Origin of the sequence: Bradyrhizobium sp. AZCC 2230 (genome assembly GCF_036924495.1) — a bacterium.
GTDB classification, from domain to species: domain Bacteria; phylum Pseudomonadota; class Alphaproteobacteria; order Rhizobiales; family Xanthobacteraceae; genus Bradyrhizobium; species Bradyrhizobium rifense.
This window is the reverse complement of sequence record NZ_JAZHRS010000001.1, coordinates 156,647-183,141: the sequence shown is the minus strand read 5'-3', so window position 1 is coordinate 183,141 and position 26,495 is coordinate 156,647. Positions and strand designations below refer to the sequence as shown.

The 26,495-nt window shown below is 64.3% G+C and carries 31 protein-coding genes; 17 read left to right on the top strand and 14 right to left on the bottom strand.

Annotation, left to right across the window (positions count from 1 at the left end; translation table 11 throughout):
- Window positions 1-4 precede the first annotated feature (4 nt).
- Together V1280_RS00900 and V1280_RS00895 are read right to left on the bottom strand one after the other, a co-directional pair.
- Complete coding sequence (locus V1280_RS00900) at window positions 5-358, bottom strand: diacylglycerol kinase (RefSeq protein WP_280706534.1); 354 nt, start codon at window positions 356-358, stop codon at window positions 5-7.
- A gap of 4 nt (window positions 359-362) precedes the next feature.
- A complete protein-coding gene (locus tag V1280_RS00895; protein ID WP_148771342.1) occupies window positions 363-1,751 on the bottom strand; it encodes a class II 3-deoxy-7-phosphoheptulonate synthase in 1,389 nt (462 codons plus the stop codon).
- 181 nt (window positions 1,752-1,932) lie between these two features.
- On the opposite strand from V1280_RS00895, the gene V1280_RS00890 reads away from it, so the two are divergent.
- Complete coding sequence (locus V1280_RS00890) at window positions 1,933-2,829, top strand: alpha/beta hydrolase family protein (protein WP_334518152.1); 897 nt, start codon at window positions 1,933-1,935, stop codon at window positions 2,827-2,829.
- A gap of 3 nt (window positions 2,830-2,832) precedes the next feature.
- On the opposite strand, the gene V1280_RS00885 is transcribed toward V1280_RS00890, so the two are convergent.
- Together V1280_RS00885 and V1280_RS00880 are read right to left on the bottom strand one after the other, a co-directional pair.
- Window positions 2,833-4,143 (bottom strand): ATP-binding protein, encoded by a 1,311-nt coding sequence (locus V1280_RS00885; RefSeq protein WP_334518151.1) that lies wholly within the window; start codon window positions 4,141-4,143, stop codon window positions 2,833-2,835.
- Window positions 4,140-4,802: a response regulator transcription factor gene (locus tag V1280_RS00880; protein WP_334518149.1), complete on the bottom strand. Its 663-nt coding sequence runs from the start codon at window positions 4,800-4,802 to the stop codon at window positions 4,140-4,142. Before V1280_RS00880 ends, V1280_RS00885 begins: the two co-directional genes overlap by 4 nt.
- 193 nt (window positions 4,803-4,995) lie before the next feature.
- Here V1280_RS00880 and V1280_RS00875 point away from each other — a divergent pair, with 193 nt between their 5' ends.
- Genes V1280_RS00875 through V1280_RS00865 form a run of 3 tightly spaced genes read left to right on the top strand, consistent with a single transcriptional unit; the run spans window position 4,996 to window position 7,043 of the window.
- A complete protein-coding gene (locus V1280_RS00875; protein ID WP_334518148.1) occupies window positions 4,996-5,778 on the top strand; it encodes a COG4705 family protein in 783 nt (260 codons plus the stop codon).
- 59 nt (window positions 5,779-5,837) lie between these two features.
- Entirely contained in the window at window positions 5,838-6,236 is a 399-nt protein-coding gene (locus tag V1280_RS00870) for a hypothetical protein (RefSeq protein WP_430646712.1), read from the top strand.
- 18 nt (window positions 6,237-6,254) lie between these two features.
- Window positions 6,255-7,043, top strand: coding sequence for a COG4705 family protein (locus V1280_RS00865; RefSeq protein WP_334518146.1), 789 nt, complete (start codon window positions 6,255-6,257; stop codon window positions 7,041-7,043).
- Here the strand turns inward: V1280_RS00865 and V1280_RS00860 are convergent.
- Window positions 7,040-7,303, bottom strand: a complete 264-nt coding sequence (locus V1280_RS00860; RefSeq protein ID WP_334518145.1) for a hypothetical protein — start codon at window positions 7,301-7,303, stop codon at window positions 7,040-7,042. The genes V1280_RS00865 and V1280_RS00860 overlap by 4 nt on opposite strands.
- 188 nt (window positions 7,304-7,491) lie before the next feature.
- Window positions 7,492-8,976, bottom strand: coding sequence for an aldehyde dehydrogenase family protein (locus V1280_RS00855; protein WP_334538100.1), 1,485 nt, complete (start codon window positions 8,974-8,976; stop codon window positions 7,492-7,494).
- Between the two features lie 112 nt (window positions 8,977-9,088).
- Here V1280_RS00855 and V1280_RS00850 point away from each other — a divergent pair, with 112 nt between their 5' ends.
- Entirely contained in the window at window positions 9,089-10,171 is a 1,083-nt protein-coding gene (locus V1280_RS00850; protein ID WP_334518144.1) for a substrate-binding domain-containing protein, read from the top strand.
- A gap of 14 nt (window positions 10,172-10,185) precedes the next feature.
- On the opposite strand, the gene V1280_RS00845 is transcribed toward V1280_RS00850, so the two are convergent.
- Window positions 10,186-10,899, bottom strand: coding sequence for a response regulator transcription factor (locus V1280_RS00845; RefSeq protein WP_334518143.1), 714 nt, complete (start codon window positions 10,897-10,899; stop codon window positions 10,186-10,188).
- Window positions 10,900-11,358: 459 nt separating this feature from the next.
- On the opposite strand from V1280_RS00845, the gene V1280_RS00840 reads away from it, so the two are divergent.
- The 7 genes from V1280_RS00840 to V1280_RS00810 all read left to right on the top strand — a co-directional run bounded on the left by V1280_RS00840 (window position 11,359) and on the right by V1280_RS00810 (window position 16,959).
- Window positions 11,359-12,591 carry an acyl-CoA dehydrogenase family protein gene (locus tag V1280_RS00840; protein ID WP_334518142.1) on the top strand — a complete coding sequence of 411 codons (1,233 nt, stop codon included), beginning with the start codon at window positions 11,359-11,361 and terminating at the stop codon, window positions 12,589-12,591.
- 29 nt (window positions 12,592-12,620) lie between these two features.
- Entirely contained in the window at window positions 12,621-13,169 is a 549-nt protein-coding gene (locus V1280_RS00835) for an NAD(P)H-dependent oxidoreductase (protein ID WP_334518140.1), read from the top strand.
- A gap of 42 nt (window positions 13,170-13,211) precedes the next feature.
- A complete protein-coding gene (locus V1280_RS00830) occupies window positions 13,212-14,012 on the top strand; it encodes an alpha/beta fold hydrolase (protein WP_334518138.1) in 801 nt (266 codons plus the stop codon).
- A 26-nt stretch (window positions 14,013-14,038) separates the two neighbouring features.
- The gene (locus tag V1280_RS00825) at window positions 14,039-14,482 is read left to right on the top strand and encodes a cupin domain-containing protein (RefSeq protein WP_334518136.1); all 444 of its coding nucleotides are present in this window, start codon (window positions 14,039-14,041) and stop codon (window positions 14,480-14,482) included.
- A 49-nt stretch (window positions 14,483-14,531) separates the two neighbouring features.
- The gene (locus V1280_RS00820; RefSeq protein ID WP_334518134.1) at window positions 14,532-15,812 is read left to right on the top strand and encodes an MFS transporter; all 1,281 of its coding nucleotides are present in this window, start codon (window positions 14,532-14,534) and stop codon (window positions 15,810-15,812) included.
- A gap of 145 nt (window positions 15,813-15,957) precedes the next feature.
- Window positions 15,958-16,332, top strand: a complete 375-nt coding sequence (locus tag V1280_RS00815; RefSeq protein WP_334518132.1) for a winged helix-turn-helix domain-containing protein — start codon at window positions 15,958-15,960, stop codon at window positions 16,330-16,332.
- Between the two features lie 21 nt (window positions 16,333-16,353).
- Window positions 16,354-16,959, top strand: a complete 606-nt coding sequence (locus V1280_RS00810) for a glutathione S-transferase family protein (protein WP_334518130.1) — start codon at window positions 16,354-16,356, stop codon at window positions 16,957-16,959.
- Here V1280_RS00810 and V1280_RS00805 read toward each other — a convergent pair.
- A complete protein-coding gene (locus V1280_RS00805) occupies window positions 16,956-17,333 on the bottom strand; it encodes a hypothetical protein (RefSeq protein ID WP_334518128.1) in 378 nt (125 codons plus the stop codon). The two genes, V1280_RS00810 and V1280_RS00805, sit on opposite strands and share 4 nt — an antisense overlap.
- A 224-nt stretch (window positions 17,334-17,557) precedes the next feature.
- Between V1280_RS00805 and V1280_RS00800 the strand changes: the two genes are divergently transcribed.
- Window positions 17,558-18,346, top strand: a complete 789-nt coding sequence (locus V1280_RS00800; protein ID WP_334518126.1) for a glutamate racemase — start codon at window positions 17,558-17,560, stop codon at window positions 18,344-18,346.
- On the opposite strand, the gene V1280_RS00795 is transcribed toward V1280_RS00800, so the two are convergent.
- A complete protein-coding gene (locus tag V1280_RS00795) occupies window positions 18,343-18,897 on the bottom strand; it encodes a hypothetical protein (protein WP_334538098.1) in 555 nt (184 codons plus the stop codon). The genes V1280_RS00800 and V1280_RS00795 overlap by 4 nt on opposite strands.
- A gap of 169 nt (window positions 18,898-19,066) precedes the next feature.
- On the opposite strand from V1280_RS00795, the gene V1280_RS00790 reads away from it, so the two are divergent.
- The gene (locus tag V1280_RS00790) at window positions 19,067-20,005 is read left to right on the top strand and encodes a LysR family transcriptional regulator (RefSeq protein ID WP_334518124.1); all 939 of its coding nucleotides are present in this window, start codon (window positions 19,067-19,069) and stop codon (window positions 20,003-20,005) included.
- Between the two features lie 101 nt (window positions 20,006-20,106).
- Window positions 20,107-21,054 (top strand): helix-turn-helix domain-containing protein, encoded by a 948-nt coding sequence (locus V1280_RS00785; protein ID WP_334518122.1) that lies wholly within the window; start codon window positions 20,107-20,109, stop codon window positions 21,052-21,054.
- A gap of 18 nt (window positions 21,055-21,072) precedes the next feature.
- Here the strand turns inward: V1280_RS00785 and V1280_RS00780 are convergent, their stop codons facing one another.
- The 5 genes from V1280_RS00780 to V1280_RS00760 all read right to left on the bottom strand — a co-directional run bounded on the left by V1280_RS00780 (window position 21,073) and on the right by V1280_RS00760 (window position 23,928).
- The gene (locus V1280_RS00780; protein ID WP_334518120.1) at window positions 21,073-21,657 is read right to left on the bottom strand and encodes a TIGR00645 family protein; all 585 of its coding nucleotides are present in this window, start codon (window positions 21,655-21,657) and stop codon (window positions 21,073-21,075) included.
- A 43-nt stretch (window positions 21,658-21,700) separates the two neighbouring features.
- Window positions 21,701-22,339, bottom strand: coding sequence for a TerC family protein (locus V1280_RS00775; protein ID WP_334518119.1), 639 nt, complete (start codon window positions 22,337-22,339; stop codon window positions 21,701-21,703).
- On the bottom strand, window positions 22,336-22,698 hold the full coding sequence (locus tag V1280_RS00770) for a hypothetical protein (RefSeq protein ID WP_334518118.1): 363 nt from the start codon (window positions 22,696-22,698) through the stop codon (window positions 22,336-22,338). The genes V1280_RS00775 and V1280_RS00770 overlap by 4 nt, the downstream gene beginning before the upstream one ends.
- A gap of 2 nt (window positions 22,699-22,700) precedes the next feature.
- Window positions 22,701-23,162 (bottom strand): TerB family tellurite resistance protein, encoded by a 462-nt coding sequence (locus V1280_RS00765; RefSeq protein ID WP_334518116.1) that lies wholly within the window; start codon window positions 23,160-23,162, stop codon window positions 22,701-22,703.
- A gap of 385 nt (window positions 23,163-23,547) precedes the next feature.
- Window positions 23,548-23,928, bottom strand: a complete 381-nt coding sequence (locus V1280_RS00760) for a nuclear transport factor 2 family protein (protein WP_334518114.1) — start codon at window positions 23,926-23,928, stop codon at window positions 23,548-23,550.
- Between the two features lie 185 nt (window positions 23,929-24,113).
- On the opposite strand from V1280_RS00760, the gene V1280_RS00755 reads away from it, so the two are divergent.
- Window positions 24,114-25,874 carry an MOSC and FAD-binding oxidoreductase domain-containing protein gene (locus V1280_RS00755; RefSeq protein ID WP_334518112.1) on the top strand — a complete coding sequence of 587 codons (1,761 nt, stop codon included), beginning with the start codon at window positions 24,114-24,116 and terminating at the stop codon, window positions 25,872-25,874.
- Between the two features lie 15 nt (window positions 25,875-25,889).
- On the top strand, window positions 25,890-26,486 hold the full coding sequence (locus V1280_RS00750; protein WP_334518110.1) for a redoxin domain-containing protein: 597 nt from the start codon (window positions 25,890-25,892) through the stop codon (window positions 26,484-26,486).
- The last annotated feature ends 9 nt before the right edge of the window (window positions 26,487-26,495 follow it).

The following is a 26,495-nucleotide window of genomic DNA, read 5'->3' as shown; positions in this document are numbered from 1 at the left end:
CGAGCTAGAGAAACCCCAGACGCTCGATGATCGCGATGATCCAGAACGCGCCGGCCATCAGCAGGGCAACGCCGACCGCGGCCGACCCCATGTCCTTGACCCGGCCGATCTGCTTGTCGTGATCCATGGTCAGGCGGTCGGCGAGCTTCTCGATCGCGGTGTTGAGCAGCTCGACCACCAGCACGAAGGCGACAGAACACACCAGCTCGACCGCGCGCGTCGCGCTGGCGGCGACGAACCACGCCACCGGCAGCGACAGGATCAGCGCAAAGATCTCCTCGCGGATGGCCTGTTCCGAGCGGAACGCAAAGGCCATACCGTTGCGGGAGTTGATCGTGGCCTTCCAGATCCGCAGCAAGGTTTTAGAGCCCCGCTGCGGCCGGCATCGGCCTGACCTTGCCGGCGCGTTCCTGCTTCAGCAGCTCGGCGACCAGGAAAGCCATGTCGATGGATTGCTCGGCATTGAGGCGGGGATCGCAGACCGTGTGGTAGCGGTCGTTGAGATCCTCGTCCGTGATGGCGCGCGCGCCGCCGATGCATTCGGTGACGTCCTGGCCGGTCATCTCCAGATGGACGCCACCGGCGTGAGTGCCTTCGGCGGCGTGGATGGTGAAGAACGACTTCACCTCCGACAGCACGCGGTCGAACGGCCGCGTCTTGTAGCCTGACGTGGAGGTGATGGTGTTGCCGTGCATGGGATCGCACGACCAGACCACCACTTTGCCCTCGCGCTTCACGGCGCGGATCAGGCCCGGCAGATGGTCGGCGACCTTGTCGGAGCCGAAGCGGTTGATCAGCGTCAGCCGACCCGGCTCGTTGTCGGGGTTGAGCACGTCGATCAGCTTCAACAGCTCGTCCGGCTTCAGCGACGGGCCGCACTTCAGGCCGATCGGGTTCTTGATGCCACGGAAATATTCGATGTGACCGTGATCGAGCTGACGGGTGCGGTCGCCGATCCAGATCATGTGGCCCGAGGTCGCGTACCAGTCGCCGGTCGTGGAATCGACGCGGGTCATGGCCTGCTCGTAGCCGAGCAGCAGTGCTTCATGGCTGGTGTAGAAATCGGTGGCGCGCAGTTCCGGATGACTTTCGAGATCGAGGCCGCAGGCGCGCATGAAGTTGAGCGCGTCCGAGATGCGGTCGGCCAATTCCTTGTAGCGGCGGGACTGCGGGCTATCCTTGAGGAAGCCGAGCATCCACTGATGCACGCTGCCGAGATTGGCGAAGCCGCCGGTGGCGAAAGCGCGGAGCAGGTTCAGCGTCGCGGCCGACTGGCGATAAGCCATCAGCTGGCGCTGCGGGTCCGGCACGCGCGCTTCCTTGGTGAAGGCGATGTCGTTGACGATGTCGCCGCGATAGCTCGGCAGCTCGACGCCGTTGACCTTCTCGGTCGGCGACGACCGTGGTTTTGCAAACTGGCCGGCGATGCGGCCGACCTTCACCACCGGCACCGCGCCGGCATAGGTCAGCACGACCGCCATCTGGAGCAGCACGCGGAAGAAGTCGCGGATGTTGTTGGCGCCGTGCTCGGCAAAGCTCTCGGCGCAATCGCCGCCCTGCAGCAGGAAGGCATCGCCAGCCGCAACCCGGGCCAGCGCCTTCTTCAGATTGCGCGCCTCGCCGGCAAACACCAGCGGCGGAAAGGTTGCAAGCTGCGCCTCGACGTCGGCCAACGCCTTGGCGTCGGGATAATCGGGCACCTGTAGCACCGGCTTGCTGCGCCAGGACTCGGGCGTCCACCGCTCGGACATCGCAATCTCTCCGTGAAGCAAAAAGTGCAACCTGATCTGTGGGTTGCGAGGGCCGCCTTATACACAGGCTGGCACGACATCGCCAGTTGTAAATCCATTTCGCAATGCAAACCCTTGCGGGCAAAGCCGAATTCGCATTTGCTGGGGGTGGCAGAGGAAACCGGCAAGACAGCTTCCACCCATGGACGCGGCACGGGACGACGTTTTCATCGACGAGATCAGCTTCCCGGCGACCGACGGGTATGCGCTGACCGGCACCCTGTTCCTGCCGCGCGGCGCCAAGCGCCATGCCGTCCTGATCAACTCGGCGACCGCCGTCCCGCGAAAAATCTATCGCGGCTTTGCCTCCTATCTCGCCCATCGCGGCTGCACGGTGATGACCTATGACTATCGCGGCATCGGCGACTCCCGGCAGCCAGCCATGGTCGGCTACAACCAGCCGAAATCGCTGGTCGGCTTCAAGGCCTCGATGTCGGACTGGGCCGCGCAGGACGTCACCGCCGCGGTGCGCTGGATGCGCGAGCGCTATAATACGTTGCCCCTCGCCTATATCGGCCATTCCTTCGGCGGCCAGGCGCTCGGGCTGATCGAAAACAACAGCGAGATTTCGCGCGCCGCGTTCGTGGCCTCGCAGGCCGCGACCTGGCGGCTGATGATTTCGCCGGAGAAGTACCGCGTCTTCGCGTTCATGAACTTCGTCGGCGTGCCGCTGGTCCACGCGCTCGGCTACGCGCCGGGCTGGGTCGGCATCGGCGAGGATCTGCCCAAGGGCGTCTTCCTGCAATGGGCCGATTGGGTCTCGAGCCCGCGCTATCTCTTCGATTCCAAACTGCCGGCGCTGGAGAATTTTGCAAAGTTCAAGGGTGAGCTGCGCGCGCTCTGCTTCTCTGACGATCCCTGGGCCACGCGACCGGCGGTCGAACTGCTCACGTCCGGCTTCACGGCGATCAAGCCGGAGGTGCTGACGGTGAAGCCGTCCGACGTCGGCGCCAAGGCGATCGGCCATTTCGGCTTCTTCCGCCCCGAGCACCGCGACACCCTGTGGCGCGGCGTGGCGGAATGGATCCAGGGAGAGTGAGGGTCAGACGGTCGCCGCGGGCAATTTGACGACGACGCGCAGGCCGGTTCGCCCGGCCTCCGTCATGTTTACGGCTTCAATCGACCCGCCGAGCCGATCGACGATCCGCTTCACGATCGCGAGGCCCAGTCCCACACCCTCACCTTCCGGTCGCTGCCCTCGGAAGAACGGCTCAAAGATCCGGTCGATCTCGTCGGCGGAAACACCGGGCCCGGTGTCCTCGATTTGCAGCATACAGGTCGCACCGTCCTGGTAGATCGCCACATCGATCCTGCCACCTTCCGGCACGAACCGGAGCGCGTTGTCGATGAGATTGCGGATCATGGCGCTGAGCATGACGGGTTCACCGCGCACCGGTACGGACTCGGCTCGTGCGAAGCCGAGATCGACGCGACGGCTGATCGCCTCCTGCATGAGATCGGCGATCACCCCTCTTGCCGTGCGATCGAGCTCCACGACCTCACATTGGGCGCGATCGGAGGGCGTTGCGTCTTGCCGCGCCAGCGCCAGCAACTGTTCCAGAAGATGCTTGCTGCGACGCATACCCTGCCGAAGTACCGCAAGGCGTTCGCGTGCCGCGGTCGGCATGTCGACCTGATCGAGATTCTCGGCCTGCAAGCTGAGTGCGGTCAACGGCGTCCGCAGTTCGTGCGCAGCATCGGCAATGAACCTGCGCTGCTGCTCCACCATGTTGTGCACGCGGCGCAACAAGCCGTTGATCGAGGATACGAACGGGTTGAGTTCGCTCGGGAGGTCGTGAAGCGGGAGCGCCGTCATGTCATCCGCGGGCCTGGCATCGAGTTCGTTTGCCAGACGCACCATCGGGCGCAGCGATCTCGCGATGACGAAGGCGATCACCAGCATCAGGCAGGGGATGAGCGCTGCGATCGGAAGCACGGTGCGGAACGCCATGTCGCCCGCGATCTCATCACGAACACCCGTGCTCTGCGCCACCGCAAAGCGGCTGCCGTCGGACCGCGTCCGCAGCACCACGCGAACCGGCCTTCCCTTGCGCGTTGCGTCCCGCATCCCGTCCTGAAGCCGCCACAACTGGCGCTCCTCGGGCGTGCCTTGTGGCGTCTTGCCCAATTCCATTAGCCAGACTTCGGCGTCCTCATCGACCCCATGGAGGTCCTGAGTTCCCGTGAGACCACCGCTCTGAACGAGACCCGCGATCTGGATCAGGACGGAGTCTTGCGTCTCGATGGCTTCGTCGAATGCCCACCGGTGCGCAAACACGCCTCCCACAAGGCCAGTCAACACGACAACCGTCGTCAAGCTGATGAACAGCCGGCCGCGCAGCGACTTGATCATGGCGCGCGATCCACCATCCATCCCATGCCGCGCACGTTACGGATCGCCTCCGTGCCGAGCTTCTTTCTGATGGTGTGGATCAGGAATTCGACCGCATTGCTTTCGACCTCCTCGTTCCAGCCGTAAAGCTGCCGCTCGAGTTCGCTCCGCGACAGGATGGTCCCGGGCCGCGTCAGCAAGGCCTGGAGCAGCGCGAACTCGCGCGCAGTCAGAATGGACGTCTGGCCATACAGCGAGGCCTCGCGGGTCGCAGGATCGAGACTGAGCCTGCCGTTGCCAAGCACGGCAGGCGCACCGCTGCCTTCGCGGCGCGTCACGGCGCGCATCCGCGCCAGCAGCTCGCGGATCTCGAACGGCTTGACCAGGTAGTCGTCCGCGCCGAGATCAAGCCCCTCGATCCTGTCGTCGAGCGCATCGCGGGCGGTCACGATGATGATAGGAAACTTGCGGCCGTCAGCACGCAAGCGCCGCAAGATATCGCGGCCATCGGTGTTCGGCAGACCGAGATCGAGCAGCAGCACCTCGTAGGATTCACTTGCCACGGCAAGCAGCGCGGTCTCGCCGTCTCTGACCCAGTCGACGGCATAGGCGGCATCCTTCAGCGCCTGCTCGACGGCCGCTCCGACCATCCTGTCGTCCTCAATCAGCAACACTCGCAAAGCGCGATCCCTACAACTGCCGGCCATTCGACCGTCAAAATCATGGTGGTCCCGACTTAGCGCAGAGTTAGGGAGCCCCAGCTGGCCCAAATTGCGGCGAAGACCGCCCTGCCTGGAAATTTCCAATCGCTAAGCCGGGCCTAAGTCGCCTGCGCGACGGTCCGACATCGTTTCGGCGTTGGGAGATTTGGGCATGTCGCAATATTCAGGCTTTGGCGCAAGGCAGATGCTGAACAAGGTTCCGGAGGTCACCGCGATCTTCTGGGTCATCAAGATCCTTTCGACCACGGTCGGCGAGACCGGCGCCGACTATCTTGCGGTGCATGTCGGCCTCGGCGCGAGCGTGACCGCGATCTGCATGACCGGTCTGCTGATTGCCGCACTCCTCACGCAACTGAGCCGCCAGGTCTATGTGCCCTGGGTCTATTGGCTCACTGTCGTTCTCGTCAGCATCGTCGGCACACAGCTCACGGATCTCCTGACCGACAAGCTCGAGATCAGCCTCTATGTCAGCACGGCCGCGTTCGCTTGCGCGCTCGCGGTGACCTTCGCGGTCTGGTACGGCGTCGAGCGCACGCTGTCGATCCGCAGCATCGTCACAACACGGCGCGAGCTGTTCTACTGGACGGCGATCCTGTTCACCTTCGCGCTCGGCACGGCCGCAGGCGATCTCGCCACCGAAGCACTCGGTCTCGGCTTCCAGCTCGGCGTCGCGGCCTTTGGTATGCTGATCGCTGCGGTGATGACGGCCTATAATTTCGGCGCAAATCCCGTCCTGACCTTCTGGCTCGCCTACATCCTCACCCGCCCGCTCGGCGCCTCACTCGGCGATCTGCTGTCGCAGTCGCGCGAGTATGGCGGAATGGGCCTCGGCACGATCCAGACCAGCATCGTCTTCCTGACCGTGATCGTCGGCCTCGTCGCCTGGGTGACTTTTGAGGGCGACGGCAGGCGCCGCGCAGATCCGGCGCAATAACTTCAACCACAGCTTCAACGCATCCTGCAGGGACGCAGGAGCCACACCAGGAGAGACCGATGAAACTCATCCCCGCCCTTGCCGTTTGCCTCGTGACGACCTTCTCCGGCGAACCCAACATGCATGCAAGCCAGCACATCACCTTCGTGCCGCTTGCGGAGGCCGCGACCGCAAAGCTCGGCGACCTCACACCATTCCGCAGCATTGTCGTCGATGTCGCCGCGCTGGTCGACAAGGGCGACCTGCCCGGCGCCAGGACGAGGATCAAGGACCTCGAGACCAAATGGGATGAGGCCGAAGCCGGATTGAAGCCGCGCGCGGCGGCCGACTGGCACACGGTCGACAAGGCAATCGACCGCGCGCTGGAGGCGTTGCGCGCGGGCACGCCGGATGCCGCAAAATGCAAGCAGGCGATCACCGATTTGCTCGCGATCATGGATAGCGTCGCGAAGGCCTGAGGCAGCAACGAGGACATCATGCAAGATTACGCAAAGAGCGACCTCGTCAGCGAAAGCAAGGTCCCGGAAGTCACGCTCGGCTTCTGGATCATCAAGATCGCCGCCACGACGCTGGGCGAGACTGGTGGCGACACCGTCACGATGACGCTGAACTGGGGCTATCTCGCCGGCACGTTCCTGTTCCTGGCGGCAATGATCGTCCTGGTCGCCGCACAAATCCGCGCGCGCAAGTTCAATCCAACGCTGTACTGGGCGACCATCGTGGCCTCGACCACCTTCGGCACCACGATGGCCGACTTCGCCGACCGTTCCCTTGGCATTGGATACACCGGCGGCTCGACGCTCCTCCTCACCTGCCTCGTGCTGGTGCTCGGCCTCTGGTATCGCACTGAAGGAACGATCTCGGTCAACAGCGTCAGCACGCCGCGGGTCGAGGCCTTCTATTGGGGTGCGATCACCTTCTCGCAAACACTCGGTACCGCGCTTGGCGACTGGATCGCAGATACCGGCGACATGGGCTATCGCGGCGGCGCGCTGATCTTCGCAGCGGGATTGGCCGTGATCGCCGCACTCTACTTCTGGACCCGGGTCTCACGCGTCACGCTGTTCTGGGCCGCCTTCATCCTGACGCGACCGCTGGGCGCGACCGTCGGCGACTTCCTCGACAAGCCACTCGACCACGGCGGACTTGCCCTGAGCCGGCCACTGGCCTCGGCCGTGATCGCAGCGTTCATGGTGGTCTGCCTGCTGCTGATCCCGCAACGCGCAGGACAGCATCCCGGCGACCACGCAACCCAGCGCGTTTAGCGAATGATCGTCGTCAGCGACGAGTAGCGCTTGTTCGGCTTGGCCTCAGTCGCCGAGAACTGCGCGAAGGCCTCGCTGACGCGGGTCGCCGGCGGCGTGTCGCTGGCAAAGCGGAATTCCTTCGGCTTGGGCGCGTAGAAGCTGGCGCTGTAATAGGAATCATCGAAGCGCGCCTCGCCGACGCCGAACAATGCGTCGCAGATGAACAGGAGCGCGTAGACTCCCGCGACCGCAGCGACGATCTCCTTGAGAATTGACATGCTGATGCCCACCCTTTTGCGAGCAGGATGCATGTCGGTTCCAAAGCGGAGGTTTAAGCGGCTTCGGTTCTTGTCCGAAGGGTTTGCTGCCGGTGAGTGGCTTGCAGACAATTTTATAGATCTTGCAAAAGAGAGCCCGCCTGACCGGGCGGATCAGGCGGGCTCCAGGATTGGCCGCTCGGGAGGTATCAGACGGCCAAATTCATCCAGACAGCCTTGGGCTCGGTGAAATTGTCGAGCGCTGCGGTGCCGTGCTCGCGGCCGAGGCCGGAGTCGCGCTCGCCGCCCCAGGGCAGGCGCACGTCGGTGTAGCCATAGGTGTTCATCCAGACCGTGCCGGCGCGCGCCCGCTTGGCGAAGCGTTGCAGCTTGCCGATGTCGCGGCTCCAGACGCCCGCGGCGAGGCTGTAGGCCGTGCCGTTAGCGATCCGTAAAGCATCGGCTTCGTCCCTGAACTTGATGACGCTGACGACAGGGCCGAAGATTTCCTCCTGCGAGATCCGCATCTCGTGAGCGACATCTGCGAACACCGCGGGGCTGATGAAATAGCCGCGATCGCCGACCTTCTCGCCACCGGTGACGAGGGTCGCACCCTCCTTCTGTCCGATATCGACATAGTCGAGGATCGACTTCATCTGCTTCTCGGAGATGACAGGACCAAGCGCCGTCTTGCGATCGAGCGGATCGCCGATTCTGATCGACTTCGCGCGCGCGGCGAGACGCTCGACGACTTCGTCATACGCCTTCTCCTGTACCAGCACGCGGGAGCCGGCCGAGCACACCTGGCCGGCATTGAAGAAGATGCCGGAGGCGGCAGCCTTGGAGGCCGCTTCAAGATCGGCATCGTCGAAAATGACGTTGGCCGATTTGCCGCCGAGCTCGAGCGAGACGCGCTTGAAGTTGCTCGCAGCGCCCTTCATGATTCCGCGGCCAACGCCGGGGGAGCCGGTAAAGGTGACCTTGTCGACATCGGGGTGATTGACCAGCGCATCGCCGACGACACGTCCGGGACCGGTGACAACGTTGAAGACGCCCGCCGGCAAGCCCGCTTCGAGCGCGAGCTCGGCGATGCGCAGCGCCGACAGCGAGGTCAGCTCGGCCGGCTTCATCACGATGGTGCAGCCGCAGGCTAGCGCCGGCGCCAGCTTCCACATGCCGATCATCAACGGGAAATTCCACGGCACGATCGCCGCGACCACGCCGACCGGCTCACGTACGGTGTAGGTTAGCGCATCGTCGCGCACCGGCACGACGTCACCGCTGATCTTGTCGGCCCAGCCGGCGTAATAGATCAGCGTGTCGACAGCGGCCGGAAAATCCTGGCGCGCCGTCGCGGAAATCGGCTTGCCGGCGTCGATCGACTCGAGCTCGATGATTTCTTCCGAGTGCTGCTTGAGCAGGTCCGCCCAGCGCAGCAGGATCTGGCCGCGCTCGGAAGCCCGCATCGTGCGCCAGGGACCTTCGAACGCGCGGCGGGCGGCGGCCACGGCATGCTCGACATCGGCCTCGTTGCCCTCGGCGACGGTGGCGATGACCTGCCCGGTGGCGGGATTGAGCGATTTGAAGGTGCGGCCGGAGCTCGCGGGCACGCGGCGGCCGTCGATGAGCAGATGCTGCGGCCGGGACATGAACTCGGTGGCCGGCGAGTGCGCAAAGTCATATGCAACGGACATCATATTTCCTCCTGTTCTGGTATACCAGATTAGGCGCATATTGGCCGGAGTAAATATGATATGGTGTGCCGATGGACGCCCCGTATATGAAGTTCATTTCATAAGGATACCTATGCTTCAGATCGAGATCGAAGCTGTCTGGCGGTTTCGCCATGAAGGCAGTCCGCGCACCGCCGTCATCATGATCGGCGTGCTCAACGAGATCCGGAAGACCGGGAAGATCACGAGCGCAGCCATCGACGCGCAGCTGTCCTACCGGCATGTCTGGAATCTGATCGAGCAATGGTCGGAGTTCTTCGGAACGCCGCTGGTCGAAACCCAGCGCGGCAAGGGCTCGAAACTCACGCCATTCGGCGAGCGGCTGGTGTGGGCCGGCGAGCGCATGCAGGCCCGGCTCGGACCGCAGCTCGAAAACTTGGCACAGGAGCTCGCGAGCGAGATCAAGCCGTTCCTCGAACAACGGCCTTCCGTGATCCGCGTCCATGCCAGCCACGGCTTTGCGGTGGCGAAGCTGCGCGAATTCCTCGATCGCGAGCCGGGCATCGGCGTCGATCTGCGCTATGTCAGCAACCAGCATTCGCTGGTCTCGCTGGCGCAAGGCGCCTGCGACCTCTCCGGCCTGCATCTGCCGCGCGGTGAGCTGCGCGCCCAGGGTATCAACGCGGCCCGCGAATGGCTCGACCCGCGCGAGGACCGCGTCATCAATTTCGTCACACGCGAAATGGGGCTGATGGTCGCGCGCGGCAATCCGTTGCGGATCGCTTCGCTTCGCGATTTGACCGAACCGAAGGTGCGCTTCGTCAACCGCGATCACGATTCCGGCACACGCCTCCTGTTCGACCGCCTGCTGGCCGCACAAGGTGTCGACCAGAGCAGGATCAACGGCGCGCAGCAGATCGAGTTCACCCATGCCGCGGTCGCAGCCTACGTCGCGAGCGGCATGGCCGATGTCACCTTCGGCGTCGAGGCTGCCGCCCGCCAGTTTGGCCTCGATTTCATCCGGGTTCTCACCGAGGATTATTTCTTCGTCTGCAAACGCGCGTTCCTGGAGACGGAGCCGATGCGACGCATCCTCGACATTCTCCGCAGTCACGATTTTCAGGCGGCGGTCGCTGCCCTGCCCGGCTACACCCTGTCCGATACGGGTGAAGTCTCCGGCGTAAAGGCCTTCCTGGAGATGCACTCCGCACGATGATGCCGCGCGACAGGTTATTGCCGGGCGCCCGGGCTCAGCAGGCAGGCCGCGAGCTCGGTGCGGTTGTGGACGCCGAAGCGTCGGCACAAATTGGCGACGTGCTCCTTCACCGTCTGATCGGAAATCCCCATCTCGCGGGCGATCTCCTTGTTGGTCTGGCCGCGGCAGACCCGGATGGCGACGTCCGCCGACCTTGGCGGAAGCGAGAGCGTCGCGGCCGGCTCACGGACCCCGGTCGCGGCACGATGGGCGTCGACCGCGCCTGCGTTTGTCATGTTGGTCAAAGCCAGCGAGCCGGCCCGACACAGCATCTCCATGCGCTGCCGTGACCGCATCGTGTAAGGCGCGTTCGTGTCGGTCGTCGCGGTAAACAGCACGCCGACGATCTTCTGCCCGCACCACAATGGCCCGCCCATGTTGTATGCGAAACCCCACTCGTGCAGCATCTCGAAGGACGGACTGTGCCGCCATTGCTGTGGACCGATCACGGTTTCGCCGTCGACCGCGCGGCCTCGGGTCATGATGCAGTCGAGCACGGGGTCATGCTTCCAGAAGCCGGCTCTGTAATTGTCGAGCAGGCCTTCCGCGACGTGGCGGCTGTAGACCAGTTCCGGTTCGAGCCCGTCGAGCAGATAGAGGCCGACAGTCGGCGATCCCGTCAATTCCGTGATCGCCGAGCAGCAGGCGACGCCAAGCGCACGCACCGAGCTGCTCTCGGCGATGGACATCAGCCGATCCGCGAGCTGGCGCTCAGGCAGACCATCCAAATGCTCGTGCTCGGCCCTCACCGCCACTCCTCGCGAGAACGCGCGGTGCTCTCGGGCACACGCACGCCATTGCCGATTGTTATAGGCTTAAAATTTCTGCCTTGCCTGATCTTTGGTCAAGCGAAAAGAAGCGGCAACGCGCTGCTCTCCCGGCCCAGCTTTGCGGCAGAGCACAATGGCCGATCCCCCCATGATGGGGGATTGCTGGTTTGGCCGCCTCATCTCTAGCATCCCAGTTATCGGGATCGCGTCACGACGCGCGGTTCCGGCAGGGACATCTCGACACCAACGCGAGCCGATCGTCGCGCGCACCAACTGACATTGGCGCGCGTGGGCGAAGTCTTGCCCGCGACCGTCCTGTCCGCCCCAGATCTTCGCGTCCGCGCGAAGAAACAACAGACCGACCTGGAGACGCCAACCATGAGTCCTTCCGTGCAACTCGCAGTCAAACCTTCCGCGACCCCGACGGTGGCCGAGTTCCATGCGCGCCTCGACGCGCTGCTGCCGCTGGTCGAATCCAGGGCTGCGGAGGCCGAGGCACAGGGCTATCTGACTGACGATGTCGTGGCAGCGCTGCGCAAGGCCGGCATCTACACCATGCTATTCCCCCGGGAGGTCGGCGGCGCCGAGCTTCTGCCTTACGACGCCATGACGGTGATCGAGCGGCTTGCTTACACGCACGCCTCGGCCGGCTGGTGCGTCATCGGCAACAACATGGAAGGCACGACGCTCGCCATCTACATCGAGGACGAGGGCATCAAGAAGGTCTTCGCGGGCGGGCCCGACATCACGATTGCCGGCAACGGCGTGCCGCGCGGCTTCGCCCGACCGGTCGATGGCGGCTACATGATCCGCGGCAACTGGGCGTATGGCAGCGGTATTCAGCACGCCGAATGGGTCCATTCCGGCTGCTTCGTCACCGACGCATCCGGCAAGGACATGGTCTTCGGTCCCAACGGCCAGCCCAAGATCGTGGTCACGCACCATCCGCGCGCGACCATCAAGTTGATGGGCAATTGGGACGTGCTTGGCCTGCGCGCGACCGGAAGCTTCGACTACACTTTGAGCGAGGGCGACGAGCTGTTCGTACCCACGCACATGACCTACGATTTTGACATTGGCGCGCCGCGCCGAGGTGGCGTGCAGGGTGCGCTGGGGCTGGCAGGCTACAGCGCCTGGGCGCATTCCGCCTGGGCCGTCGGTGTCGGCCGCCGCATGCTCGACGAACTCGTCAAGGTGATCGTCCAGCGCCAGGATCCATTCGGCAAGTCGCGCGACAGCGCGAGCTTCAAGTTCCAGTTCGCGCAGGCTGAAGCGCGTTTCCGCGCAGCGCGTGCGTTGGTCCACGAAACCTGGAAGGACGTCTCGGAGACCTGCGCCAGCGGTGAATCTCCGTCGCTGGAGCAGATGACGATGATCAAGCTGTCGCTGCGCCACGTCCACGACGTTCTGTCTGATGTCGCCACCTTCGCACATCGCGCCGCCCGCGGCGCCTCGCTGCACAACACGCCGATGCAGCGGTTCTATCGCGACATCCATTCGGGCACGCAGCACATCCTGATGGCCGACCAGATCGTCGAAGAGTGCGGCCGCGCGCTGCTCGGCCTCCCCGGCCCTGGCGCGCAATGGACGGTCTTCGGGGTCACGGGCTGAGCAAGCGATCGGACAATGAGGGCGTCGAGGTGAGGACATCCCGCATCGTTGGCTTCTGCGGCAATAGCTGGCGGCCTGCGAAGTCGCGCATTCTGGTGGAAGCCGTCGCCGCCGACCTTCAGGCACAGCATGGACTGAAGACCACGGTCCTCGATCTTGTCGATGCCGGTTGCGGCATCGCCGGCTTCACCCGGAACGCACTCGATGACAACGCGCGCGCCGTCGTCGAGGCCATCGAACAGGCCGACGGCCTCGTGATCGGGTGCCCGGTGTTCCAGGGGTCGTATCCCGGATTGTTCAAGCACGTCTTCGACCTGATCGAACCCAGCGTGCTGCGCAACCGCCCGGTGCTGCTGACCGCCGTCGGCGGCGGCCTGCGCCACTCGCTGGTGGTCGAGCACCAGCTCCGCCCGCTGTTCGGCTTCTTCGAAGCCTGCACCGTTTCGACGGCGATCTACGCCAGCAGCGCCGAGATCGCACCCGGCGAACCGCTCGCACCAATGACGGCCGCGCGGATCGCCAACGCCGTCGAACAATTCGCCTCGCTTCTCGGTGGTCGCCAGGCAGCCGCCGCATGACCCACGAACGCCCGGCCCCGCCGAATTCAACCGGAGACAAATATGCTTGATACCCCCAAACCTTCGCCCGATCTCACCGGCTTCTCGCGCGCGGAATATGCGATCAACGGCGTGCGCACCGTCGTCCACAGCATCGGAAGCGGCCCGGCACTCGTGTTCCTGCACGGCACCGGCACCTTCACCGGCTTCGAGATGGCGCGCGATTGGGCGAAGCGGCACACAGTCATCATCCCCTATCATGCGGGCTTCGGCGATTCCGGCGACGCCGCAACGATCGACACCGTCGAGGATCACGTCCTTCACTACATGGATCTGTTCGACAAGCTTGGCCTTGAGCAATTCGACCTTGTCGGGTTCTCGCTCGGCGGATGGCTTGCCGCGGAGTTCACGATCCGTCAGCCGCATCGGGTGCGCAAGCTGGTGCTGGTTGCGCCTGCCGGTCTTGCGGTCGGAAGCGCGCCAGCGCCCGGATTGTTCGAGATCGCACCGCAGGAATTGCCCGCCTATCTCGCGCACGATCCGGCCGCGGCACTCCGCTACTTTCCCAAGGCGCCCGACCCGGCTTTCGACGCCCGCCTCGGGCGCGAGGTCACTGGCTTTGCCAAGCTGATCCGCAGCGAACCGCAGGGCAATCCCAAACTCGCGCACTGGCTGCATCGGATCGCGATGCCGACGCTGGTGCTGTGGGGTGCCGCCGATCGCCTGCGCCCGACCGCCCAGGCCGAGGCCTGGAAAGCGGGACTTCCCGACGCACGCGTGATGCTGGTGCCGGCGACCGGTCATCTCGTGTTCGAGGAAACGCCGTCTTCCGCACACCACGTCACCGACTTTCTCGCCGATTGATCCCGCACACAACAGAGGACACCACCATGATCGAGATGCCTCCGGGCGTGACCCCTGCCAAAGAAGGCTTCGGCAACGTCGTCTGGAACATTCTGGGCCAGACCTACACATTGAAACAGCATTCCGAGGCGTCGATGGCCTGGCATGCCGTATTTCCGGACGGCACCTTCGTGCCGCCGCACATCCATCCGACCCAGGATGAATTCATCTATGTGCTGAGCGGCCGCTACGACCTCTGGCTCGACGGCAAGGACCTGGTCGCCAAGGCCGGCGACCTCGTGCGCATGCCCAAGGGGATCCCCCACGGCATCTTCAACAAGTCGGGCGAAACCGCCGCCAGCCTGTTCTGGGTCGCACCGACGCGGTCGCTGAAAGAGCTGTTTGAACGCATCCACAATCTCCCCGATCCGCAAGAGGTGGTGCGACGTGCCGCCGAGCACGAGGTGAACTTCCTGCCGCCGCCGGCCTGACGCCGCGCCGATTCCACCAACACGCAAACCGCGAGAACCGATGATGACCATGCTGACAACAACTTGGACGACCATCTCCGAGAGCGACCGCCGTCGGATAGCCCGGTGGCAAAAAGGCATGCTGGCGCTCGCCATCCTCTGCGAGATATTTCTCGCCGCGGACTGGTATGCCTTCGCGGCCGTACTGCCTTTCGTCTCCGAGAGCCTCAAGCTCAATCCCGCCGAGGCCGGGCTTGCACAAGGCATCTTTGCGCTGACCTACGGCATCGGCATGGTGGTGTGGTCGCCGGTCAGCCGGTCGATGACGGCGCGCAACATGCTGCTGATCGGGCTTGCGGGCACCGGAATCGGCATGGTGCTTCAGGTGTTCGTGCAGAGTTACACGCAGCTCGTGATACTTCGACTCGTGATCGGCTTCTTTGACGCTGGCATCTTCATCGGCAACATGAAGTTGATCTTCGGTTGGTTTCCACAAAGTCGGCGTGGCTCGGTGGTCGGCATCATCCTCGCCGCCTACAGCCTCGCCATCACCATGGATTTCGCGCTCGGCATCCCCCTGACGATCGCGACGGGTTGGCGAACCTTCTTCGCCGTGCTGGCAATCGGCACGCTGCTCGTCGCGGCTGTCGATGTGCTCGTCGTCCGCAACAGTCCGCGCGAGCTCGGCCTCGACGGCTTCACCTGGGGCAACGAAACACCACAGGAGTATCTGCCGCTCGGTGAAATATTCCGCTCGAAATGGATCGCGGTCGGCGGCTTCGGCATCGTAGCCTGCACCTTCGCAATCGCCGGTACCGCCACCTGGGTGGTGCCGGCCTTCATCACCGTACAGCACATGCCTCCGGAAGCCGGCGCAGTCATCGGCACCGTGATGGGGCTGTCGCAGGTGCTGTTCCTGGTGATTGGCGGCTACATGTCCGATCGGCTCGGCAAGCCCTTCATGATCAAGCTCACCGCATGTCTCGCTTTCCTGACCGCGCTGATGTTCCTGTGGAGCGTGGTCACTCCGATGTCGTTTCCGATGCTGGTGCTGTTTGCAGCGCTCAGCGGCATCGCACTGCTCGGCGGCGGCGCGATCTTCTCCCTGCTCAGCGAAAAATACTCCGACGCGCTCGCACCGGCCGCGATCGGATACGCCGAGGTGTTTGGCATCTTCTCGGCTTTCGTGGCTCCCTGGATGATGGGGGCAATTATCAACGTCTCTGGAGGCTCGTTCACCGGCGCCTTCATCGCTTTCGCGGTTGTCGAACTCGTCATCGTCGGTCTCCTGATGATCCTCGCCCGCGAGGATGTCAGCCAGGGCGCGGTGGTCGGAAGCCCCGCGGAGTAAGCTGCAGCCATCAAGAGCACGGGCTGAAGCCCGTGCTCTGCAGACCTCGACGAAGATCCATCTTCTGGGAAATCCGGCGCCCTCACCTTGTCCGCCGCGGGCAAGAGTGGCACTCTCTGTTTAGAGTCATTCAAGAGAGCTGGTCATGTCGCGCGCGAGCGCCAAATCCCTGCCCCAGCTGAGCCTTCGCATCGACCTCGACCGCGAGGATCGCATCGGGCCCGGCAAGATCGAGCTTCTGGAGCAGATCCGCGAGCAAGGGTCGATCTCCGGGGCCGGCCGCGCCATGGACATGTCGTACAAGCGCGCCTGGGATCTCGTGGACGAGATCAACCGGATCTGCGGACATCCCGCGGTCGAACCGCAGGCCGGCGGCAAGAACGGCGGCGGCGCCATGCTGACGCCGTTCGGCGAAAAGCTGGTTGCGCGCTACCGGAAGATCGAGCGCGACGCCGCACGCGCGGTGCACAAGGATCTGGAAGCGCTCAAGAGCGACATCGCCCGTTCCCGCAAATCGTGACCGGATGGTCGGGAACGCGCAATGCTGCTGATCGGAGTCAATCGCTCACCGTTTACGCGACGCGTCGCGATCACGCTCAATATCTACGGCGTGCCGTTTGAGCAGCGCGCGTTGTCCGGCTTCGGCGACCGCGCAGAGGTCAGGGCCAGCAATCCGCTTGGCCGCATTCCCGCGCTTGTGCTCGATAGCGGCGAGACGTTGATCGACAGCGACGCAATCATTGATCACCTCGATGAAGCCTACGGTGGCGACCAGCCGCTCACGCCGCGCGAGGGCGCCAACCGCCGCGCCGTGCTGAAGGTCACTGCCATGATGATGGGCGCGTGCGAGAAGTGCCTTCACGCAGCCTACGAGGGGAACCACCGCCCGCCGGAGAAGGTGCATCGGCCGTGGATCGACGACTGCATGGCTCAGGCCGCCAATGCGCTCAACGCGATCGAAGCCATGATAAAGCCGAAGCAGCCATATCTGCTGCTCGAGCGTCTCACCCAGCCCGATGTGACCGCCGTCGTCACGGAACGGCTCGCGCGTGCACGCGGCATCGATACCGATGTTCATATGCCCGGGCTGCGCGCACTGACGAGCAGGCTCGCAGAACAACCACTCTTCCAGGTGAGCGAACCCTAGTTCGGCCGCACCGATATTTCCGGCATCGGCTGGGTCAGCGCTTCACCCAGCAGGCTCTGTTCGTCCTTCGGGATCGAGAAACGGACCTTGAAGCCGTCCTCGGTTTCCAGCGTGATGATGCGCTGGGTCGTGTCGGTCGATTGTTCCAGCACCCAGGACGCCAGGGGATAGGCATAGCGCAGGCTCTGGTCGCCGTAGCGCGCCTTCAGCGCCGCCTCGAGCAGTCCGGGCAGCGTCATGATGAGGGCGCCGACCTGGTTGAGCGAGACGCTGACCGCAGCGGGATTGCCCGCCACATCCTCGAAGCCCAGCGAGATCGCACCGCCGTCGGACGCCACCTCGCAGGTCGTGAGCTGCCTCACCTTGATTTCCATCGCCGGTCCCGGAACGCACCTCGCTATATCCGTCACGATATATCGATAAAGTCCAGCTGCGTCCAGCCGCTTTTTCTGGAATTGATCGAATCCGCAGCCATGGCCGGCCCGACCGTTTTTTTTGAAATTTTGAAGCGACATAATCTGCAACTCGGTGTGGGTTTACATCAACGCCTGGCTGATGCAGAGACGTCCGGTCCTTCATAAGCTTGGCGTGCTGCATCGTGAACAATGTCACTCTGAACCGACCGATCGCGGTCTTCGATGCCGGGATCGGCAGCTACGCCATCGCCCGCAAGATTGCTGACCGTTTCCCCGGCCAGGATGTGCTCTACTTCGCCGACCGCGCCAGTTTTCCCTATGGCGGCAAAGGCAGGATCGAGCTGCTCGCTGTGATGCGAAGCACGATCGAGCGCCTGGAGAGTTTCAACCCGCCAGCCATCGTCATCGCCTCCAACGCGCCTTCGGTCATGGTCCTCGACGATCTCAAAGGCTGGACCGGGACGCCGATCATCGGCGTATTTCCCCCCGTTCGGCGCGCGCTGGAGACATCCGTCAGCAAGCGGATCGCCGTCATGGGCGTGGCGTCATTGATCTCGAGCTCTGAAATCCGCAGCTATGTCGAGCGCGAATCCGAGGGCCAAAGCAACGTCGATCTCGTCAGCGCGTCGGATCTCGTCGAACTGGTCGAGAACGGCGCGTTCCTGACCGACCCGGATCGAACCTTGACTGCCGTGCGGGCCAAGCTCGAGACACTGCATCCGGACACGGATGTCGCGACGTTGTCGTCCACGCATCTGCCATGGCTGTTACGCTACTTCGAACAGGCCGGGCCGGGCCTGCGTTTTCTCGATCCGGCCGACGACGTCGTCGAAGCGGTCGCGCCCTACGCGACGAGCGGCTCCGGCGCTTTTCGGACTCTGGTGTCCGAACGCGAAGGCTACGATCTCGCTGATTTCCAGCGCATGCTCGCTCGCCTCGGGCTTGACCTGATGATCGAGCGCGCCGGCTAGTCGTCCTTCAGCGCCGCGATCACCTGCTCGCCCGGCACGGTCAGGCGATAGGTCACCAGCGGACGGCTCGATGGCGGCTTGCGGTCGGTCTCGACGATGTAGCCGCGCACCATCAGCGCTTCGAAGCTGCCATAGTAACCGTACATGCTGATCTGGTTCTGCCTGAGCAGCTTGAACTCGCGCAGCAGGCGGATCTCGTTGCCCGAGAGCAGCGAGCGGCGGACGCGCTGCACGAAGCTTGCGCGCTGCTCGAACCAGGCCTGATCGGGCAGCTCGCGCGAGGACGGCGCGCTATCGCGATCGCAGGGACGCGTCTCGACTTCCGCCGTCGCCGCCGGCAGCGACGGCAGGCTGCTGCCGACCGCTTCCCTGGCGTCGTCGAGCAACGCGATCGGCCAGCGCCGCTTGTTGTCGACCATGACCGGCGGCGGCACGACATTGTCGCGCACCAGTTGCTCGAAGCGGCCGGCGGTCACGCCGACATAGGCAGCGGCGCGGCGGCGGTCGACGAGACGCGCGTCCCGCCCGTGCTCCAGCTCGCCAGCGATCATCTCGTTCACCCCAAAATCCCCTGCCGCATCGTTGCGGGCGCGTCGCCGCGCGGGCCCGGCAGGCCCGTCGGCATATGACACTAGGGTGAAACCAGCGCTCTCAAAAGGCAGAGAATTTCGCACATGTTGCTGCCGTTTCGGCAACGGCTATAGTGGCGCCGGGGGTCCCATGCGCTTTCACTCACCGTCCATCCAGTACTTCCATGCCGTCCGCCGCACCGGCTCGATCCGCGCCGCAGCGCGCGTCCTCAACGTAGCGTCATCCGCGGTCAGTCGCCAAATTCTCAAGCTTGAACAGGAGGTTGGATCACCTTTGTTCGAGCGGAATGCGCGCGGCCTGACCCTGACGACGGTCGGCGAGATGCTCGCCCGCCACGTCATGAACGTGCTCCAGGACCTCGACCGCTTCCGCTCGGACGTGGCGTCCCTGTCCGGCGTCTGGCACGGCACTGTCAGCATCGCCTGCATCGAATCCCTCACCGAGTCGGTGTTGCCGGACCTGATCGCCTCGCACCGGACCCGTGCCCGGCGCGTCAGCTTCACCACAGAAGTGATGGGATCGTCCGACGTGCTCGAAGCCCTGCGCCGGGGCGAGGCCGATATCGGCATCGCCATCGCGCTCAGGCATCCGCCCGACCTGCGACAGGTCGCGTTGAAGCGGTTTCGCCTTGGGGCGCTGGTTGCGCGCGAGCATCCGCTGGCCCGCCGCAAGACGGTCACGCTGGAGCAATGCCTCGCCTTCCCCGTCATCCAGGCGCTGCCGGAGCTGTCGATCTACCATCTGCTCCAGCCCTTGATCGCGCAGCTCTCCGAGACGCCTGAGCCTGCGATTCAAGCCAACTCGATCGACCTGATGCGCGAGCTTGCCGCACGCGGCGTCGGCGTCGCCTTCCAGACCCAGCTCGGCGTTGGCCGGCTGTCGCGCGACGCACAGCTGGTGTTCCTTCCGCTCGACAATGCCGGCAGCCCGGTTTGGTCGGATCTCGGCATCTATGTCCGCGCCGAGCGCACCCTGCCCGCCTTCACCGAGTCCTTTCTTCAAGAGCTGGTGCGTGAGCTCGGCGAGCGCGAACGGCGGGAGAACGCGGCCTATCCGCACGTCGCGTGATGAAGCGCCGCAGTAGTTTCCCGGAATAGGGCCGATGGTCGGCCATCTGATACCTCTGACGGATGCAGCCCGCCCCACCCTGCTCCTGCTAGGATCCCAAGATGCCGGTACGTCGGCTGAAACCTTCGCGAGTCCTCGGCATCGAGCGCTTTTCGGACTTCAGCGAGTTTCGCGCCAACGAGGTGCTCGGCCTCGGCACCAGCACGCCGCTTCGCCCGCGCGAATTCTCGCTGTCACGCGCCATTCTGCCGCTCCAGAACGGGCTGTTCGTGCTCCAGCGCGCCTTTGCACGGCGCTACGAAGCCGAGATCGGAACGGACAATGGCATCGGCCTCGTTGTCCCGCTCTCCTTTGACTCCATCACCAACGGCTGCGAGGTCAACAATTCGACGATCGCCGTGATGCGCGGCAAGGCCCCCGTCGAGTCGATCGAGCAACGTCCCAACACCTACGTGATGCTACGCTTCAACTCGGACATGCGGCATCGCGGCTGGGCGGACTTCAATACCGGCCTCGCCTACGTCCGCACACAGGACGATCCGATGGCGCGCCTGCGCGCCATTTTTCTGGAGATGTTCGCGCTGGCCTCAGCGTGCGACGATCCCCGGCAATTCGAGGCCCTCAACCGCCCGATCCAGGAAACGCTGCTCGCCGGCCTCGACGCAGCCCTGGTGCCGGCAGAGGCTCGCGCGCCCCGCCGCGGTTCGTTCGACAAGCACCGCAAGCTGATCGCGCGGCTCGACGAGGTCGTCGTGCTGTTCGGCAGCAAGCCGCTCTACAGCGAAGACCTCGCCACCGCGCTCGGCGTATCCGCGCGTACGCTCCAGATCGCGACGCAGGCGGTGCACGGCGTCAGCCTGCATCATCATGTGCGTCTCAAGCGGCTGTGGGCCACCCGCATCCAGCTCATGACCGGAGGCGCCGGTGCCAGCGTCAAGGCCGCAGCCCTTGGCAACGGCTTCTGGCACCTCGGCGACTTTTCGCGCGGTTACAGACTGGCGTTCGGCGAGACGCCCTCCGAGACACTGGCGCGGAGCCGGCGTCTCTGATCAGGCCGGGCCACGCATTCAGGCGTGGCCGTTCTCCTTGCGATGCCCGCTCTCGCTGAGGCGGTCGACCCAGGCGATGCCGATCGCCGAGATGATGAAGGTCAGGTGTATCAGCACCTGCCACATCACGCCGGTCTCGGTGAAATTGCTCCGCGTGGTGCCGAGATTGCCAGCCTCGATGAAGGTTCTGAGCAGCGAGATCGAGGAGATGCCGATGATCGCCATCGCGAGCTTGATCTTGAGCACGCTGGCATTCACGTGACTGAGCCATTCCGGCTCGTCGGGATGGCCACTGAGGTTCAACCGGGACACGAACGTCTCGTAACCGCCGACGATCACCATCACCAGCAGGTTCGAGATCATGACGACGTCGATCAATCCGAGCACAACCAGCATGATCTGCTGCTCGCTGGCGTCGAACGAGTGCGCAACGAGGTGCCAGAGCTCTTTCAGGAACAGCAGCACATAGACAGCCTGCGCGACGATGAGTCCGACATAAAGCGGCACCTGCAGCCAGCGCGAGCCGAAGATCAGCTGGGCGAACGGGCCGATTTGCGGCCGCGGCGCGGGCTCAGCCGAAGGTGCTTTGGGTTCAGACGACATCGATCACTCCGGGAAAACGAAGGCGGGAAAGCGAGGGCAGGACTTAGAGGCTTGCGATGACAGGCGCGAGCTCGAGCGAGCCGCGATAGATCATCTCGAAGGCGACGTAGACGATGATGGCGAGCCCGACATAGGCGATCCAGCGCTGCTTCTGGAGCACGCGGCCGAGCAGATCGGCGGCGACGCCCATCAGCGCGACTGACAGAACCAGGCCGAAGACGAGGATGTAGGGGTGCTCGCGCGCCGCGCCCGCGACCGCGAGCACGTTGTCGAGCGACATCGACACGTCGGCAGCGACGATCTGCAACGCGGCCTGCTTGAACGTTTTCCGCGGCGCAGCCGCGCTGGTCGCGCCACCGGCATGGCTGAACGCGAGCTCATTCGCATGCGTGGCCTGCTCGCGTAGCTCGCGCCACATCTTCCAGCACACCCACAGCAGCAGCACGCCGCCGGCGAGCAGCAGGCCGATCACTTGCAAGAGCTGGGTCGCAACGCCGGCAAAGACGATACGCAGTGCGGTCGCGGCCACGATGCCGACGACGATGGCGCGGCGGCGCTGATCGGCCGGAAGGCCTGCCGCGGCGAGGCCGATGACGACGGCATTGTCGCCGGCGAGCACGAGGTCGATCAGGACGACCTGGAGCAGCGCGGTCAGCGCATCAGCGGTGATGAATTCAATCATGACTGATCATTTTTCGGAACTGACGGATCCAGCCAGTGCGGCTTGCGGCGCTCGATCCAGTCGAAGACTTTTGAGCGGGAGGCACGCAGCGCCGGCACGTCCTCGGCAAGCAGCGCGAGGCCGAGCGGCAGCATCCAGATGCCGAGCACCGGCAGGAAGGACAGCACGCCACCGACCACGAGCAGCGCGCCCGAGGGGATCCGGACCCAGCGGCTGGAGGGTTGCAGGAGATAGTCGACGGTGCCGGCAAGACGCGGCGGCAGCCGATGAACGAGCGCGTCGAGCCGCGGGTCGCCGCCGGCTGGTTGGCCGGTGGCGCCCTTGGAGTTCGTCCTTTGCTCGTCCGATGCTGCGCTCATGCTCACGCCTTCAAGGAGGCGCTGACCGCAGCCGGCCCGACCGGCTTTGCGCGCGGCAGCACCAGCGTCAGCAGGCGTAACAGCTTGATCGCCTGCACTTCGTGCGGATGCACGTCCTCATCCGCAGCCGCAACGCGCTCCGACAGCTCGATGAGATGGGACGACAACGGCAGGTCCGCGACCGGCCGCAGCGTGTCGATCACCACATTGGCGAAATCAGGCTCCTCGAGCCGTTCGGCGAGCTCGTCGAACATCGAAAATAAGCGCTCTTCGCTGATATGCGGCGCCAATCCGCGGTCCCTGATGAAGCGGATCACCTCGTCGCGCTCGACCGGCGACACGCGCCGGTCGGCCACGGCGACCAGCGCACCCGCAATCACCAGCGCCACCGCGGCCTGCTCGTTGAAGCTGCGCGGTTCGGTGATCTCGAGTTCGATCGGATTGGAAGTATTGGCGTCAGACATCGTTGCTCCCTTATCTTGCGAAATGGCCGCGCGGAGCTGCGATGGGGACGATTTGGTCGGAGAGAACTTCAGAAGGCCCGACGATCGGCCGATCCATCGCATTCGCGCGGGACAGGTCATCCGACATCGCGAGGTTTTGCCGACACAGTCGACGTCCTCGCCAGAGGGGCCCGGATTCTTGTTCTCGCCAGACATAAAGCCGGGTGAGCCGGAATCAAGGCGACAACAGTGCGACCCGCCGCCGCAGCGCGGTTCCGTCCGTGCCGTCATTGCGAGTTGGGACCGGCGTTCAAGGCGCCGACCCGCCTTGGAATGAAAATGGGTGAGAATCCTTGACGGGTTCAGAGCTTTGGCTCACCCACTTTCTTCCTAGCGTGAGTCGCTCCTAACCCACGACCTCCACGAGATGCGCACGCGTCGGTGACGGATCGAACCGATCCCCGAAATATTGCGTTTCGTGCGCCACCAATCCGTCGCGGAATTCCATGATGCTGACGACGTAGGACGGCGCCCCGTCATATGTCAGGACGAACTCGCTCACCCAGAGATCACGGCCGCCGACGATCCGCCGGACCGTGAAGCGCTTCTTGTTCGGCTGCACGAAGCGGCTCTCCTGAATATTCCGGCGGCCCCGAATGCGCTCGCCGGACTGCGGATAGTCGAGCACGGCGTCCTCGCGGTAGATGTCATGCTCGGCCTCGAACTCGTTCGCATCCGAAGCGTCCCAATGGCGCTGCAGTACCGCCAGCCTGGCCCGGTCATCCATTGCAATCTCCCGTCTTGCGGTTTCTGCTCTCTAGATCGGAGCGCCGACAGACGGCGGCAAGGCCGCCTCGCAACGTCTAACAACGACTAACGCGCCAAAAAGCCGACCAGGATGCAGATTGACGCTGCAGCAATCCGGAATTCGCCGGAGTTGCGGAGCAGCGTCGGGCGCACAGAGGAACAGGCATGGCGCGTTTGCTGTCCGTCAATGTCGGTCTGCCGCGCGACGTCGCCTGGCAAGGCAGGACGGTCCATACTGGCATCTGGAAGGCGCCGGTCGAGGGTCCGCGCAAGGTGCGGCGGCTCAACATCGATGGCGACGGCCAGGGGGATACCGCGGGGCATGGCGGCGAGCAACGTGCCGTGTTCGTCTATCAGGACGAGTCCTATCGTTGCTGGCAAAAGCATCTCGGTCGATCGAACCTCGTTCCCGGTCAATTCGGCGAGAATTTTACTGTCGATGGCCTCGCCGACACCGAGGTCTGCATCGGAGATCGTTACAGGATCGGCTCTGCCCTGTTCGAGGTGACGCAGCCGCGCGTCACCTGCTATCGGCTCGGCATTCGCATGGAGGAGCCGGACATGGCCGCGCTGCTGGTCAAGCACGGCCGGCCCGGCTTCTATTTCCGTGTGATCGAGGAAGGCGACGTCGAGGCCGGCGATGAGATCATTCAGGTCGCGAGCGGGCCTGAAAGCATGAGCGTGTTCGAGATCAACGCGCTGCTTTATCTGCCTCCTCACCCGCGCGAGCGCCTCGAACGCGCGCTGCGGATTCCGGCGCTGAGCGGCGGCTGGCGTCATTCCTTCGCAGCACTACTCGAGCAGCGCAGCACGGAAAGTGCGGCCGCGGGAAATGCCGGGCTCGGCCCGGCCGCCAGCCCGCCTCCGGCCTGGCGCGGATTCCGGCCGTTTCGCGTCTCGCGGAAGATCGCCGAAACCAACGACGTGACATCGCTGATCCTCGAACCCGCAGACGGACATCCCGGCGCCGTCGCCCTGCCCGGCCAGTTCGTCATCGTGCGGCTCGGGCCTTCCGCCACGCCTGCAATGACGCGCAGCTATTCGCTGTCGCGTCCCTCGGATACGGCGTGCTATCGCCTCAGCATCAAACGTGAAGCCCACGGCATCGCCAGTGCATACGTCGCCGACGAGCTCAAATCCGGCGACATCGTGCAACTCGGTGCGCCGCGCGGCAGTTTTACGCTGCAGCAAGGCACGCGGCCTGTTGTCCTGCTGAGCGCCGGCATCGGCGTGACGCCGGTTCTCGCGATGCTCCATGCTCTTGCTGCTGAAGCATCGCTGCGAGATGTCTGGTGGCTGCACGGCACCCGCAACGGCCGCGAGCATGCCTTCGCCGCTGAGGTGCGCGAACTCCTGGGCAGGCTTCCTCACCATCACAGCCATGTTTGCTACAGCACGCCCGATCCCGGCGATCGCCCCGATATCGATTTCGACAGCGCCGGACATCTGGATCCGCCCCTGCTCCGGCAACTCAATTTGCCGCAAGACGGCGACTTCTATCTCTGCGGACCAGCCACGTTCATGAGCGACCTCACGACCGGCCTCCGCGCGTTGGCCGTCACACCCGACCGCATCCACACCGAATTGTTCGGCGCCGGGCCATCCCTGACGCCCGGCATCGCGGCTTCACAGAAAGTGCCCGCGCATGTGCCGGCCGGCGCACCGGGTCCAGGACCCATGGTGACCTTTGCTCGCAGCGGCCTCAATGTCTGCTGGGGACCATCCTACGCCAGCCTGCTCGAACTGGCCGAAGCCTGCGACGTTCCCGTGCGCTGGTCGTGCCGGACGGGGGTCTGCCACAACTGCGAGAGTGGGCTCGTTGCGGGCGACGTCAACTATCAGCCCGATCCGCTCGACGCACCGGCGGACGGAAACGTCCTGATCTGCTGCTCACGGCCGCAAAGCGACATCGTGATCGATCTCTAGACATCGGAGAGTCCTATGCGAACAGATATGGTCCCGGGAGCAAGCTTCCCGGATTACGAGCTCAGCGATCACACCGGCAAGCACCGCAAGCTCTCTGAGCTGCAGGGCATTGATCCGATGATCGTCGTGCTCGGCCGCGGCGGTTTCTGTCCGAAGGACCGCCGCCAGACCGAGGGGCTGGTGCAGCTCCATCGCGAGATGGAGGTCGGCTATTGCCGGCTGGTCACGATCACTACCGACAATATCACCCAGACTAACGAGTATCGCAGCGGCGCGGGCGCGCACTGGCCTTTCCTCTCCGATCCCAGGCGGATCATCCAGAAGGATCTCGACATCGCCGAGTACACCGATCCCCTCCACAATCCGATGATTCCCCATGTCATCGTGCTGGAGCCCGGCTTGCGCATTCACAAGATCTACAACGGCTACTGGTTCTTCGGCCGCCCGACCGTCGAGGAGCTTCGTCTGGATCTCAGAGCGGTCAGCATGGCCTGCCGTCCGGATTGGGACATCACGGCACCCGGCTTCAAGGCGCAATGGGATCAGGGCCAGAAGGAGCATTTCTATCCGTACGGCAAGGCTTACGTCGAAACGCTCGGCGAACAGGGTTAGAACCGCATT